19 protein-coding genes are annotated in these 11,455 nt (G+C 59.0%); all 19 read left to right on the top strand.

What is annotated here, in order from left to right; translation table 11 throughout:
• The first annotated feature begins 281 nt into the window (after positions 1-281).
• Positions 282-686, top strand: a complete 405-nt coding sequence (gene rpsL, locus ACILSR_RS30155; RefSeq protein WP_395730645.1) for a 30S ribosomal protein S12 — start codon at positions 282-284, stop codon at positions 684-686.
• A gap of 37 nt (positions 687-723) precedes the next feature.
• Positions 724-1,197 (top strand): 30S ribosomal protein S7, encoded by a 474-nt coding sequence (gene rpsG, locus ACILSR_RS30150; protein WP_395740378.1) that lies wholly within the window; start codon positions 724-726, stop codon positions 1,195-1,197.
• Between the two features lie 39 nt (positions 1,198-1,236).
• On the top strand, positions 1,237-3,387 hold the full coding sequence (gene fusA / locus ACILSR_RS30145) for an elongation factor G (protein WP_395753532.1): 2,151 nt from the start codon (positions 1,237-1,239) through the stop codon (positions 3,385-3,387).
• Between the two features lie 40 nt (positions 3,388-3,427).
• Positions 3,428-3,736: a 30S ribosomal protein S10 gene (gene rpsJ, locus ACILSR_RS30140; protein ID WP_294398955.1), complete on the top strand. Its 309-nt coding sequence runs from the start codon at positions 3,428-3,430 to the stop codon at positions 3,734-3,736.
• Positions 3,737-3,772: 36 nt separating this feature from the next.
• Positions 3,773-4,426, top strand: a complete 654-nt coding sequence (rplC, locus tag ACILSR_RS30135; protein ID WP_395753531.1) for a 50S ribosomal protein L3 — start codon at positions 3,773-3,775, stop codon at positions 4,424-4,426.
• A 17-nt stretch (positions 4,427-4,443) separates the two neighbouring features.
• A complete protein-coding gene (rplD, locus tag ACILSR_RS30130) occupies positions 4,444-5,055 on the top strand; it encodes a 50S ribosomal protein L4 (RefSeq protein WP_395753530.1) in 612 nt (203 codons plus the stop codon).
• Between the two features lie 2 nt (positions 5,056-5,057).
• Positions 5,058-5,342 (top strand): 50S ribosomal protein L23, encoded by a 285-nt coding sequence (gene rplW / locus ACILSR_RS30125; RefSeq protein ID WP_184338228.1) that lies wholly within the window; start codon positions 5,058-5,060, stop codon positions 5,340-5,342.
• A gap of 42 nt (positions 5,343-5,384) precedes the next feature.
• Complete coding sequence (gene rplB / locus ACILSR_RS30120; protein ID WP_395747638.1) at positions 5,385-6,224, top strand: 50S ribosomal protein L2; 840 nt, start codon at positions 5,385-5,387, stop codon at positions 6,222-6,224.
• Between the two features lie 24 nt (positions 6,225-6,248).
• A complete protein-coding gene (rpsS, locus tag ACILSR_RS30115; RefSeq protein ID WP_395740293.1) occupies positions 6,249-6,527 on the top strand; it encodes a 30S ribosomal protein S19 in 279 nt (92 codons plus the stop codon).
• A 26-nt stretch (positions 6,528-6,553) separates the two neighbouring features.
• Positions 6,554-7,333, top strand: a complete 780-nt coding sequence (locus ACILSR_RS30110; RefSeq protein WP_395753529.1) for a hypothetical protein — start codon at positions 6,554-6,556, stop codon at positions 7,331-7,333.
• A 26-nt stretch (positions 7,334-7,359) separates the two neighbouring features.
• Positions 7,360-7,806 carry a 50S ribosomal protein L22 gene (gene rplV / locus ACILSR_RS30105; RefSeq protein ID WP_395740291.1) on the top strand — a complete coding sequence of 149 codons (447 nt, stop codon included), beginning with the start codon at positions 7,360-7,362 and terminating at the stop codon, positions 7,804-7,806.
• Between the two features lie 33 nt (positions 7,807-7,839).
• Complete coding sequence (rpsC, locus tag ACILSR_RS30100) at positions 7,840-8,607, top strand: 30S ribosomal protein S3 (protein ID WP_395740290.1); 768 nt, start codon at positions 7,840-7,842, stop codon at positions 8,605-8,607.
• Between the two features lie 46 nt (positions 8,608-8,653).
• Positions 8,654-9,076, top strand: coding sequence for a 50S ribosomal protein L16 (gene rplP / locus ACILSR_RS30095; RefSeq protein ID WP_395753528.1), 423 nt, complete (start codon positions 8,654-8,656; stop codon positions 9,074-9,076).
• 24 nt (positions 9,077-9,100) lie between these two features.
• Positions 9,101-9,319, top strand: coding sequence for a 50S ribosomal protein L29 (rpmC, locus tag ACILSR_RS30090; RefSeq protein WP_395753527.1), 219 nt, complete (start codon positions 9,101-9,103; stop codon positions 9,317-9,319).
• Positions 9,320-9,354: 35 nt separating this feature from the next.
• Complete coding sequence (gene rpsQ, locus ACILSR_RS30085; RefSeq protein WP_395753526.1) at positions 9,355-9,639, top strand: 30S ribosomal protein S17; 285 nt, start codon at positions 9,355-9,357, stop codon at positions 9,637-9,639.
• Positions 9,640-9,684: 45 nt separating this feature from the next.
• Positions 9,685-10,053, top strand: a complete 369-nt coding sequence (gene rplN, locus ACILSR_RS30080) for a 50S ribosomal protein L14 (RefSeq protein ID WP_395740287.1) — start codon at positions 9,685-9,687, stop codon at positions 10,051-10,053.
• 5 nt (positions 10,054-10,058) lie between these two features.
• The gene (rplX, locus tag ACILSR_RS30075) at positions 10,059-10,343 is read left to right on the top strand and encodes a 50S ribosomal protein L24 (protein WP_395753525.1); all 285 of its coding nucleotides are present in this window, start codon (positions 10,059-10,061) and stop codon (positions 10,341-10,343) included.
• Positions 10,344-10,432: 89 nt separating this feature from the next.
• Positions 10,433-11,017, top strand: coding sequence for a 50S ribosomal protein L5 (gene rplE / locus ACILSR_RS30070; RefSeq protein WP_395740285.1), 585 nt, complete (start codon positions 10,433-10,435; stop codon positions 11,015-11,017).
• A gap of 27 nt (positions 11,018-11,044) precedes the next feature.
• Positions 11,045-11,434 carry a 30S ribosomal protein S8 gene (rpsH, locus tag ACILSR_RS30065; RefSeq protein WP_395753524.1) on the top strand — a complete coding sequence of 130 codons (390 nt, stop codon included), beginning with the start codon at positions 11,045-11,047 and terminating at the stop codon, positions 11,432-11,434.
• Positions 11,435-11,455 lie beyond the last annotated feature (21 nt).

Below are 11,455 nucleotides of genomic sequence, written 5' to 3'. Positions count from 1 at the left end.
TTTAGCCCATTGAGCTGGAGTTATTGGTGGGAAGGGCAGAGAATGTGAATAATTATTTCAAAAAGCTTTAAAAAGAGCTTGCGGGGAGGTGGGGACTCGCCAAGATGCGCGCTCCCAAGGCCCAGCCATCCCCCACGATGCTGGCAAATAAAGACCCTCCACGGAGGCTCTTCATTATCGGAACCAGATCCGGAAAAGTCTGCGTATGCTCAATGTGAGCATGGCGCGCTGTCCCCCGAAACTGGCTACGATAAAGCCGAGGTTTACAGCTCTTTCACACCATGCCCACCATCAATCAACTCGTCAGACACGGCCGCAAAGACAAAGCGGTAAAGTCGAAGTCTCCTGCGCTTGCAAAGTGCCCGCAGCGTCGCGGCGTCTGCCTTCAGGTGATGACCCGCACACCGAAGAAGCCCAACTCCGCTCTGCGTAAGGTGGCCAAGGTTCGCCTCACCAACGGCTATGAAGTCATCGCCTACATCGGTGGTGAAGGTCACAATCTTCAGGAACACAGCATCGTTCTGGTGCGCGGTGGTCGTGTGAAAGACTTGCCCGGTGTGCGTTACCACATCGTCCGCGGTACGCTTGACTGCCTTGGCGTTGACGCCCGCCGTCGTGGCCGTTCCAAGTACGGTGCAAAGCGTCCGAAGGCTGGTGCTGCCGCCGCTGCCGCTAAGAAGAAATAATCATTTTCTCTGACTCCACCCTTTATCTCATCACGTCATGGCCCGCAGAAAACGCGTTTATAACAAAGAGGTCCGCAAAGACAGCCGCTACGACAGCGAACTCGTCGCCGCCCTCATCAGCAACATCATGCTGGATGGCAAGAAGTCGCTCGCCGAGCGCATTGTCTATTCCGCCATTGAGGCGCTCAACGACAAGACTGACAGCGTTGACCCGCTTGAGCTTTTCAACCGTGCCATCGAAAACACGAAGCCACGTGTGGAAGTCAAAGCCCGCCGCGTTGGCGGTGCGACCTACCAGGTGCCGCTCGAAGTGTCGCCCCGCCGTCAGGAATCCCTGGCCATGCGCTGGATCGTTGGTTTCGCCCGCGGCCGCAAAGGACAGGCGATGCACCGCGCGCTGGCCAATGAGCTGAAGGATGCCGCACAAGGGCAGGGGAATGCCGTCCGCAAACGCGACGACGTTCACAAGCAGGCCCAGGCCAACCGCGCCTTCGCCCACTTCCGCTTCTAATTCATCCCTTTCGTCCACTTCACGATTTTTTCCGACCCCATGTCGAACCCAAATTCCCCCAACCGCGAATACCCCCTTGAGCGCACCCGCAATATCGGGATCTGCGCCCACATTGACGCGGGCAAGACGACTCTGACCGAACGTATTCTGTTCTACACCGGCATGATCCACAAGATCGGCGAAGTGCATGACGGCGCTGCGACCACCGACTGGATGGAGCAGGAAAAGGAGCGCGGCATCACCATCACCTCCGCCGCTGTGACCGCCCGCTGGAAGCAGCTGAAGGAAGCCGGCATTTATAAGTCACGCGAAATGGAAGACATCCGCGTGAACATCATCGACACCCCCGGACACGTGGACTTCACCGCTGAAGTGGAACGTTCCCTGCGCGTGCTCGACGGCGCGATCTTCGTGCTTTGCGGCGTGGCCGGTGTGCAGCCGCAGTCTGAAACGGTGTATCGCCAGGCTGAAAAGTACGGCGTGCCTCGTATCGCCTTCGTGAACAAGATGGACCGCACTGGCGCCAACTTCTTCAACGTGGTCAATGATGTGCGCAAGAAGCTGGGTGCTCCTGCCTTCCCTGTTCTCATCCCAATCGGTGCTGAAGAAAACCTCATCGGCCAGATCGACGTGGTGAACCAGAAGTCGATCATCTATTCTGATGACGAAAAGTTTGGTTCCAAGTACACCGTGCGTGATCTTGAAGGTGACGAAGTGGCCACTGCCAAGGCTGCCTATGACGAGCTGCTCGACGCCGTCTGCAGCGCTGACGAAGAGCTGGGCATGCTCTTCCTCGAAGAGAAGCCAATCGGTCCTGTGGAACTCAAGGCAGGTCTCCGCCGCGCGGTGATCGCCAACAAGATCATCCCAATGGCCGGTGGTTCCGCCTTCAAGAACAAGGGCGTGCAGTATCTGATCGACGCCGTGATCGACTATCTCCCGGGTCCTCTCGACATTGAACCTCAGAAGGGCAGCGTCGTTGATGAGCCAGACACCGTCATTGAGGCCAAGCCTGATGACAATGGCAAGTTCATCGCTCTGGGCTTCAAGCTCTGGTCCGACAAGTTTGGCCGCCTTGTGTTCTTCCGCGTGTATTCCGGCAAGGTTTCCAAAGGCGACACGATCTACAATCCCCGCACCCGCAAGTCTGAGCGTGTGGGCCGCCTGATCCAGATCCAGGCCGCCGTCCACAAGGACATCGAAACCTGCTACTCTGGCGATATCGCCGCCCTCGTGGGTGTGAAGGACGTCCGCACTGGCGACACCTTCTGTGATGAAGATCTCGACGTGCAGCTTGAGCCGCCGACCTTCCCAGAACCCGTTATCTCGATGGCCGTCGAGCCAAAGACCAAGGGCGACCAGGAAAAGATGGGCAACGCCCTTCAGCGCCTCTCCGAAGAAGATCCTACCTTCTTCGTCAAGACCGACGAAGAAACCGGCCAGGTCATCATCGCCGGCATGGGCGAGCTTCACTTGGAAATTCTTTGCGACCGCCTCAAGCGCGAGCACAAGGTGGAAACCAACACGGGCAAGCCACAGATCGCCTATCGCGAAACCCTCACGAAGGAAGCCGATGGCGAAGGCAAGCTGGTCAAGCAGTCCGGTGGTCGTGGTCAGTATGGCCACGTTGTCATCAAGGTGCGTCCTGGTGAAAAGGGCTCCGGCGTCGTCGTCGAAAACAAAGTTGTTGGCGGCACCATTCCGAAAGAATTCATCAACCCTGCGAAGGCTGGCTGCATCGAAGCCGCTCTCAACGGCATCATCGCCGGATATCCGGTGATCGACCTTCACATCGACCTGGTCGATGGTTCGAGCCACGAAGTGGACTCCAACGAAAACGCGTTCAAAATGGCCGGCATCTTCGCTGTGAAAGACGCGCTCAAGAAGGCCAAGTGCATTCTGCTTGAGCCGATCATGGCAGTCGAAGCTTCCACTCCGGAAGATTATCAGGGCGACATCATGGGTGACCTTAACCGTCGCCGTGGCAAGATTCAGGGCATGGACAGCCGCGGCACCACCGCCATCCTGCGCGCTGAAGTTCCCCTGGCCGAAATGTTCGGCTACTCCACCGCCATCCGCACCCTTTCCTCCGGCCGTGCCAGCTATTCCATGCAGCCTTCTCACTTCGAGCAGGTGCCGCAGCAGATCGTTGAGCAGATCGTCGAGCAGCGTGGAGGCTCCAAGGCATAACGCATACGCGCACTGAAACTCTAATCCCCGGACCATCGTCATGACAAATCAACGCATCAGAATCCGCCTTCGCGCCTATGACTACCGCGTGCTCGACAAGAGCACCGCAGACATCGTCGAAACCGCCAAGCGCACCGGCGCACGTGTTGCAGGCCCCATCCCGCTGCCAACCCGCATCGAGAAGTTCACCGTGAACCGCTCTCCGCACGTCGATAAGAAGTCGATGGACCAGTTCGAAATCCGCACGCACAAGCGCCTGCTGGACATCGTTGACCCCACCTCCCGCACCGTGGACGAGCTGAAGAAGCTCAACCTTCCTTCCGGCGTGGACATCACCATCAAGATCTAAGCGATCTTCACTTTTTACAACCAGGAGGACACACTCATGAGTCTCGGATTGATCGGCAAAAAACTCGGCATGACCAAGGTTTACGACGCCAAAGGCGACGCAATCTCCGTCACGGTCGTTGATGTCAGCGGCAACACCATTCTGCAGGTGAAGCGCAGCGACGGCAAAGACAAGTACAGCGCAGTGCAGGTGGGCTACGGCGACCAGCTGAAGGATTCCCGCGTCAGCAAGCCGCTGCTGGGCCACTTCAAGAAGCACGGCTGCACGACCGCCAAGCGCATCGTCAAAGAATTCCGTCTTGCCAGCGACGACCAGCTCCCCGCTGCCGACGCCAAGCTTGACGCCAGCATCTTCAGCAACGGCCAGGTGGTGGACGTCATCGGCAACACCAAGGGCAAAGGCTTCCAGGGCGTTGTGAAACGCTGGAACTTCGCCGGCCAGCCCGCTTCCCATGGTCACATGATGCATCGTCGTCCTGGTTCCATCGGCTGCCGTCTGACCCCCGGTCTCGTCTGGAAGAACCAGAAGATGCCCGGCCATGACGGCACCACCCGCTGCACCACGCAGAATCTCGTGGTTGTGCAGAGCCGCCCTGAAGAAGGCATCCTGCTCATCAAAGGCGCTCTCCCCGGCAACACTGGCAGCATCGTTGTGGTGCGCCCCGGCAAGAAGGCCGTCGTCAAAAAGTAACCACGAGGAACTGAATCATGTCCGCGACCATTCTCTCAGCCGACGCCGCCAAGGCGGCCAACATCCAACTGACCGAGGGCTATCAAGGCTCCCAGGCTCTCAATGACACGCTGGTGGCCTACCGTGCCAACCGCCGTCAGGGCAATGCCCACACCAAAAACCGTTCTGAAGTTTCCGGCTCCGGCAAGAAGCTGTGGAACCAGAAGGGAACCGGCAACGCCCGTATGGGTTCCAAGCGTTCTCCAATCTGGAGCGGTGGTGGTGTCGTCTTTGGTCCCCGCAACACGACCGTGTGGGCCAAGAAGACCACCAAGAACACCCGCAAGCTGGCTTTGCGCGCCGCTTTGACCGCCCGCATCAATGATGGCGAAGTGCTTACCGTCCCAAGCTTTTCTGTGACTGATGGCAAGACCAAGAGCTTCATCGCCGCCGTCAACGGCCTGACCAATGCCAAGAATGTGCTCCTCATCGGCAAAGGCTTCGATGAACTCACCTTCCGCGCCGGCCGCAATGTACAAAACGTTCAGCTTATCTCCGCTGACGAAGTGAACGCCGAGCACCTCCTGCGCTACCGCAGCGTTGTGGTGACCGGAGAAGCCCTTGAAACCCTTGCCAAGAGGACTGCCTGATCATGAAAGACCTGCACAAAGTCATCAAAACCATCCGCCTCAGCGAAAAAGCAACGCTGCTGGGCGAAAAGAACAACGAGTACGTGTTCTCCGTCGATGTCGATGCCACCAAGATCGACATCAAGCAGGCCATCGAAAAGCTCTTTGGCAAGAAAGTCACCGGCGTCCGCACAGCGAACTATGACGGCAAGGCCCGTCGTGAACGCCGTGCCGACTATGGCCGCACCAATCACTGGAAGAAAGCCATCGTCCGTCTCAAGGACGGCGAGAAGTTCGACCTCGCGTAAACTCAGGCTCAGGCACGCAACCCTTTAACTTATCCTACCGTCATGGCGCTGAAAACATTCAAGCCTACCACGCCCACCAACCGTTACAAAGAGTGGAACTCATTTGATGAGATCACCAAGCACTCTCCGGAGAAAAGCCTCACCGTGGCTCTCCGCAAATCCGGTGGCCGTAACAACACTGGTCGCATCACCTGCCGTCACATCGGCGGTGGTCACGACAAGCGTTACCGTCTCATCGACTTCAAGCGCGTCCGCCGTGACGAAGCCGCCAAAGTGGTCGGCATCGAATACGATCCGAACCGCTCCGCCCGCATCGCCCTTGTGGAATACAAGGATGGACAGCGCGCCTACATCCTCGCCCCGAACGCTCTCGCGGTTGGTGCCTCGGTGATGGCCGGCGAGAAGGCCGCTCCAGAAGTGGGCAATGCCCTTCCGCTGAGCAAGATCCCTCTTGGTACCTCGATCCACAACATCGAGCTCTCCCCAGGCAAAGGTGGCGTCGTCGCCCGTGCCGCAGGCCAGGCCGCCGTGCTTTCCAACCGTGAAGGTGACTTCGCCCTGGTGCGCATGCCTTCCGGAGAAATCCGCAAGATCCTCGCCGTCTGCTACGCCACGATCGGCCAGGTGGGCAACATCGAGCACATGAACGTGGTGAGTGCCAAGGCCGGCCGCACCCGCTGGCAGGGCACCCGCCCGACCGTCCGCGGCATGTGTATGAACCCGATCGACCATCCGAACGGTGGTGGTGAAGGCCGTTCCAAGTCCGGTGGTGGTCGTCAGCACCTTCTCAGCCCCTGGGGCCACGCGAAGGGTGAGAAGACCCGCAACAAGAAGAAGGCGACGAACAAGCTCATCATCCAGGGCCGCAACGCCAAGAAGTAATCCATTCCTCACTCAAGTAATCTCATGGCACGCTCCCTCAAAAAAGGTCCCTTCGTTCAGCAAGCCCTCCTCGACAAGGTGGACAAGCTCAACGACGCCAAGCAGAAACGCCCCATCAAAACCTGGGCCCGTTCCTCGATGGTCACTCCTGACCTCGTCGGCCACACCTTCCTCGTTCACAATGGCAAGGACTTCGTGTCCGTGTATGTGACCGAAAACATGGTCGGACATCGTCTCGGCGAGTTCTCCATGACCCGTCTGTTCAAGTCTCACGGTGCTGTCACCGTCAAGGCCGCCAAGTAATTCAATTCCTGAGCATCGAGTCAATCATGTCACTCCGCAACTCCATCACCTGCACCACTTTCTCCCTGCTTCTGGCAGTGGGAGTGACCGGTGTGCGTGGGGATGACAGGCTCGAAAATCAGGAGCTGCACATCTCGCTTGCGGTAGCAGCGGCGAAACTCCAGGCGCAGGACGCCCAGCTTCTTGCCGCCAAGGACAAGAACGACGCCCTGGCCCAGAGCGCAGCTGCCGCCAATGCCGAAACCAACGAACTGAAGGAACGCTACGAAAAGCTGCGTGGCCTGCTGGAAGGTCTCGGAGTTGGAGCCTTGGAAAACTCCAAGGACCAGACTCAGGAGCGCCTGCTCGCTGCCCTCAGCGATCTGCGCATCATGAAAGAGCAGCGCGATGAACTCGCCGGTGCCCTGATTGAAATGGCTGAGTCGGGCATGGGCCTGATGAAGAGCGCTCAAAACGCTGATCCCGCCGCGGCTGACCGTCTGAACAAGGCCATCACCGCCGCTGATGCAGCGCTGGTCAAGGCTGGCGGCGGACAGAGCAATCAAGCCGTTGGCGATCTCCAGAACGCCCGCGTCGTCAGCCTCAAGAATGAGCTCGGCATCGCCGTGCTGTCCATTGGTGCCAAGGATGGTGTGAAGCCTGGAATGCCTTTCGAAATCTATCGCGAAGACAAGCCCATCGCCAAAGTGCTTGTCACTGAAGTTCGCAACTCTGTCTGTGGCGCCGTGGTCCAGGAACTGGCCGCTGCCAACGATCCCGTCCGTGTCGGTGACCGGGGTCGCGTCGATCTCAACAAATCTCTCTAAACGAAGTCAAGAACCCCCCTCGCTTTATGTCCGTCCGCTCCGTCCTCAAATACGCCAGGATCTCCTCGCAGAAAGCCCGTCAGGTCACACGTGCCATCACCGGCATGCCCGTCAACCAGGCGCTGAGCGTTCTCGACTTCACCCCCAAAAAGGCCGCCTTCCTCGTTGGCAAAACCCTCCGCTCCGCGATCGCGAATGCTGAGAACAATCACGAGCAGGATGCCTCCGAATTCATTGTGCAATCCGCAGTGGCCACTCCTGGACCTGCCCTGAGCCGTATCATGCCACGCGCCCGTGGATCCGCCGCTCCGATCAAGAAGCGCATGACCCACATCACCGTCATCATTGGCGCGCCAAAGGCTGAAGAAGCCAAGGCCGAAGGGGAGAAGAAAGCCCCGAAGTCCGCACGCCGCAGCGCCCCCGCCAAAAAGAAGGCGGCCAAGGCTGAAAAATCCAAGAAAGCTTCCGAATAACCGCAACGCCACCGAACCGCACCTCTTCACTTTATGGGACAGAAAGTAAATCCGATCGGCTTCCGCCTCGCAGTCACCAAAGACTGGCGCTCCAAGTGGTACGCACCTGAAAAAGAATACGCAGACTCGCTTCACAGCGACCTCGCCATCCGTGCCTACCTGAAGGAGAAGCTCATGCAGGCCGCCATTTCCAAGATCGTCATCGAGCGCGCCTGGAACCAGGTCCGCGTGACGCTGCACACCGCCCGCCCAGGACTCGTCATTGGCCGCAAGGGTCAGGAAATCGACGTCATGAGCCAGAAGGTCTCCGAAATGTGCGGTGGCAAGCAGGTCAAAATTGACATCTTCGAAATCAAGCAGCCTGAGCTCGACGCCCAGCTGGTGGCCGAAGCCGTTGCCGTGCAGCTTGAGCGCCGTATTTCTTTCCGCCGCGCCATGAAGCGCTCCGTGCAGACCGCCATGGACATGGGTGCCGACGGCATCCGTCTCCGCTGCGCCGGCCGTCTCGGTGGTGCTGACATCGCCCGTGCTGAGTGGTACCGCCAGGGCAAGGTTCCTCTCCAGACTCTGCGTATCCCGATCGACTACGGCTTTGCCGAAGCCCGCACCGTTTACGGCATCATCGGCGTCAAGTGCTGGATGAACCGTGGCAATGCTCCTGAAGGCGTCTCCCGTCCTTCCGGTGAACGCCGCCCACGCCGTGACGACCGTGGTGACCGCCGCCCAGGCGCTCCTGGCCCTCGTGGTGGCGACCGCCGCCCGCAAGGCCAAGGCGCACCAGCCCCTGCAGCCCAGGCATAACCTGCCTCATTCACTGAACTAAAACCTTTTCTCCGGACCTAGATTTATGGCCCTCCTTCCAAGCAGAGTAAAATATCGCAAATCGCAGCGTGGCAACCGCGGCGGCAACGCCACCAGCGGCAACAAGCTGGACTTCGGTGACTTCGGCCTTCAGACGCTTGAGCGCGGCTGGGTGAAGAACATCCACATTGAAGCCTGCCGTGTGGCCATCACCCGCTTCCTGAAGCGCAAAGGAAAGGTCTTCTGCCGTATTTTTCCCCACAAGCCCGTCACCCAGCGCCCACCGGAAGTCCGAATGGGTAAAGGTAAAGGCTCCCCCGAATTCTGGGTGGCAGTGGTCCTTCCAGGACACATGCTGTTCGAAATCTCCGGTGTGAACGAAGCCACCGCCCGTGAAGCCTGCCGCCTGGCCGCCACGAAGCTCGGCCTGCGCTGCCGCTTCGTCAGCCGTGAAAGCATGCACAAATAAACAACGCGAACTGCGAACTGAATTATGAAGATCAAAGAACTCCGTGAATCGTCCGTGGAAGAACTCTCCACACGCCGTCGCGAACTGAAGCAGGAAGCGCTCAATCTGCGCGTGCAGCAGAGCGCTGGTGGCGGACAGCTCGAAAATCCCGCCCGTCTGACGCATATCCGCCGCGAAATCGCCCGGATCGAAACCATCATCACCGAGCGCGCCCGCGCCGCGGCTGCCAAGAAGGCCGCCTGATCCGGTCATCAACCCACTGAAGCATTTCTATTATCATGAGCGAGCCTACCGCAGCAGCCCCTGCAGCCACCGAAAAGCAACCCGTGCGCAAGACGCGCGTCGGTGTTGTGGTGTCCAACAAGATGTCGAAGACCATCGTCGTCAAGGTTGAACGCCGCGTCCCGCACCCGATCTTCAAGAAGATCGTGCGCAAAACCTCCAAGTTCTACGCCCACGACGAAAACAACGCGGCCAAGGAAGGTGACAAGGTGCTCATCGCCGAAACCCGTCCGCTGTCCAAGCTGAAGCGCTGGGAGCTGATCGAAGTGCAGAAGCACTAGTCCGTGATTTTTTGAACCCCCTAACCTGACCAGGAGAAACAGTTTATGTTGCAAATGGAGTCCTCAATCCCGGTGGCTGACAACACCGGTGCCCGACTGGCGACGATGATCGGCGTGCTCGGCAAGAAAAACACCCGCTTCGCCTATGTGGGCGACATCATCACCGCGCACATCCGCGAATCCACCCCGACAGCGGCGGTGAAGAAGGGTGAAGTGGTCCGCGCCGTGATCGTGCGCACCTCGCACCCGATCCGCCGCGTTGATGGATCAATCCTGCGTTTTGACCGCAATGCGATGGTCATCATCGACAAGGACAACAACCCGCGCGGCACCCGCATCTTTGGCCCAGTGGCCCGTGAGCTGCGCGACAAGAACTTCATGAAGATCGTTTCCCTCGCACCCGAAGTGCTGTAATTCCCATGAGCCGTACCAAGACCCACGTTAAAAAAGGCGACAATGTCGTCGTCATTTCCGGAGCAGCCAAAGGCGCCCAGGGCGTTGTCCTGTCCGTGCAGCCAGGCAAAGGCCGGGTGCTCGTCGAAGGCGTGCGCATGATCAAGAAAGCGATCAAGCCCACCCAGCAGAATCAAGCCGGTGGTTTCCAGGACCAGGAAGCCCCGATCCACATCTCCAACGTCAAGCGCGTCGATGCGCCTGTGAAAGAGAAGAAAAAGAAAGTTGCGAAGAAGAAGGCCAAGGCCTAAGTCTCGCCCCCCCATTTGCCTCCCCCCCCGCCATCGCCGCACCACCCTGGTGCGGCCACGAGGGAAAGGCGGCACAGCCAAACTGAATCATGGAACATACCCTACAGACCCTCTACAAGCAGAAGCGCACGGAGCTGAAGACCCAGCTCAACCTTGCGAACATTCATCAAGTCCCGCAGCTGAAAAAGATCGTCGTGAACTGCGCGATCGGCAGCCAGAGCGAGCGCAAGCAGGCCATCGAAGACGCCGTCAACGAAGTGACGCTGATCACCGGCCAGAAGCCCGTCATCACCAAGAGCAAGAAGGCCATCGCCAACTTCAAGCTGCGTGAAGGTGAAAACGTCGGCGTCAAGGTCACTCTCCGTGGTGGCAAGATGTATGACTTCATGATGCGCCTGGTGCGCACCGCCATCCCCCGCATCCGTGACTTCCGCGGTGTGGCCCCCCGTGCGTTTGACGGCCGTGGCAACTACACCCTCGGTGTGGCCGAGCAGTCGATCTTCCCGGAAATCGAACTCGACAAGATCAAGCGTCCGCTTGGCTTCGACATCACCTTCGTGACCAGCACGAACAATGATGACCATGCGCGTGAAATGCTGCGCGCCCTGGGCATGCCATTCCGCACCCGCACCGCCCAGCCGAAGAAGGAAGATGGCACTGAAGCCGCCGCATAACCCCAACACCCGGACACCCTCAGCGTCATGACCGATCCTATTTCAGATTTTCTCACCCGCATCCGCAACGCCTGCTCAGCCCAGCAGGAGCAGGTGCTCATCCCCTTCTCCAAAATGAAGGCCGAACTGTCCCGCATCCTGCAGGAAGAAGGCTACATCTGGAGCTACGAAGTGGACACCAGCGCGGCGCATCCCCGCCTCAAGCTGAAGCTCAAGTATCAGGACAAAGCCCCTGTCATCCGCAAGCTTGACCGCGTCAGCAAGCCTGGTCTGCGCAAGTATGTCGGCAGCACCGAGATCCCCCGCGTTCTTGGCGGCCTGGGCATCTCGATCCTCTCCACGCCACGTGGCATCATGACCGGAGCCAAGGCCCGCAAGGCCAAGGTGGGCGGTGAACTCCTCGCCACCGTCTGGTAAACCCCCAACCCGTAGCAACAT

The organism is Prosthecobacter sp., assembly GCF_044222565.1.
GTDB lineage: Bacteria > Verrucomicrobiota > Verrucomicrobiia > Verrucomicrobiales > Verrucomicrobiaceae > Prosthecobacter.
This window is presented reverse-complemented; position numbering and strand designations above follow the sequence as displayed.

Coding starts and splice junctions, on each gene's coding strand:
- rpmC (WP_395753527.1), top strand. CDS start 9,101: ATGAAGATCAAAGAACTCCGTGAATCGTCCGTGGAAGAACTCTCCACA.
- rplE (WP_395740285.1), top strand. CDS start 10,433: ATGGAACATACCCTACAGACCCTCTACAAGCAGAAGCGCACGGAGCTG.
- ACILSR_RS30110 (WP_395753529.1), top strand. CDS start 6,554: ATGTCACTCCGCAACTCCATCACCTGCACCACTTTCTCCCTGCTTCTG.
- fusA (WP_395753532.1), top strand. CDS start 1,237: ATGTCGAACCCAAATTCCCCCAACCGCGAATACCCCCTTGAGCGCACC.
- rplB (WP_395747638.1), top strand. CDS start 5,385: ATGGCGCTGAAAACATTCAAGCCTACCACGCCCACCAACCGTTACAAA.
- rplP (WP_395753528.1), top strand. CDS start 8,654: ATGGCCCTCCTTCCAAGCAGAGTAAAATATCGCAAATCGCAGCGTGGC.
- rpsJ (WP_294398955.1), top strand. CDS start 3,428: ATGACAAATCAACGCATCAGAATCCGCCTTCGCGCCTATGACTACCGC.
- rplX (WP_395753525.1), top strand. CDS start 10,059: ATGAGCCGTACCAAGACCCACGTTAAAAAAGGCGACAATGTCGTCGTC.
- rpsG (WP_395740378.1), top strand. CDS start 724: ATGGCCCGCAGAAAACGCGTTTATAACAAAGAGGTCCGCAAAGACAGC.
- rpsC (WP_395740290.1), top strand. CDS start 7,840: ATGGGACAGAAAGTAAATCCGATCGGCTTCCGCCTCGCAGTCACCAAA.
- rpsL (WP_395730645.1), top strand. CDS start 282: ATGCCCACCATCAATCAACTCGTCAGACACGGCCGCAAAGACAAAGCG.
- rpsS (WP_395740293.1), top strand. CDS start 6,249: ATGGCACGCTCCCTCAAAAAAGGTCCCTTCGTTCAGCAAGCCCTCCTC.
- rplV (WP_395740291.1), top strand. CDS start 7,360: ATGTCCGTCCGCTCCGTCCTCAAATACGCCAGGATCTCCTCGCAGAAA.
- rpsQ (WP_395753526.1), top strand. CDS start 9,355: ATGAGCGAGCCTACCGCAGCAGCCCCTGCAGCCACCGAAAAGCAACCC.
- rplW (WP_184338228.1), top strand. CDS start 5,058: ATGAAAGACCTGCACAAAGTCATCAAAACCATCCGCCTCAGCGAAAAA.
- rpsH (WP_395753524.1), top strand. CDS start 11,045: ATGACCGATCCTATTTCAGATTTTCTCACCCGCATCCGCAACGCCTGC.
- rplD (WP_395753530.1), top strand. CDS start 4,444: ATGTCCGCGACCATTCTCTCAGCCGACGCCGCCAAGGCGGCCAACATC.
- rplN (WP_395740287.1), top strand. CDS start 9,685: ATGTTGCAAATGGAGTCCTCAATCCCGGTGGCTGACAACACCGGTGCC.
- rplC (WP_395753531.1), top strand. CDS start 3,773: ATGAGTCTCGGATTGATCGGCAAAAAACTCGGCATGACCAAGGTTTAC.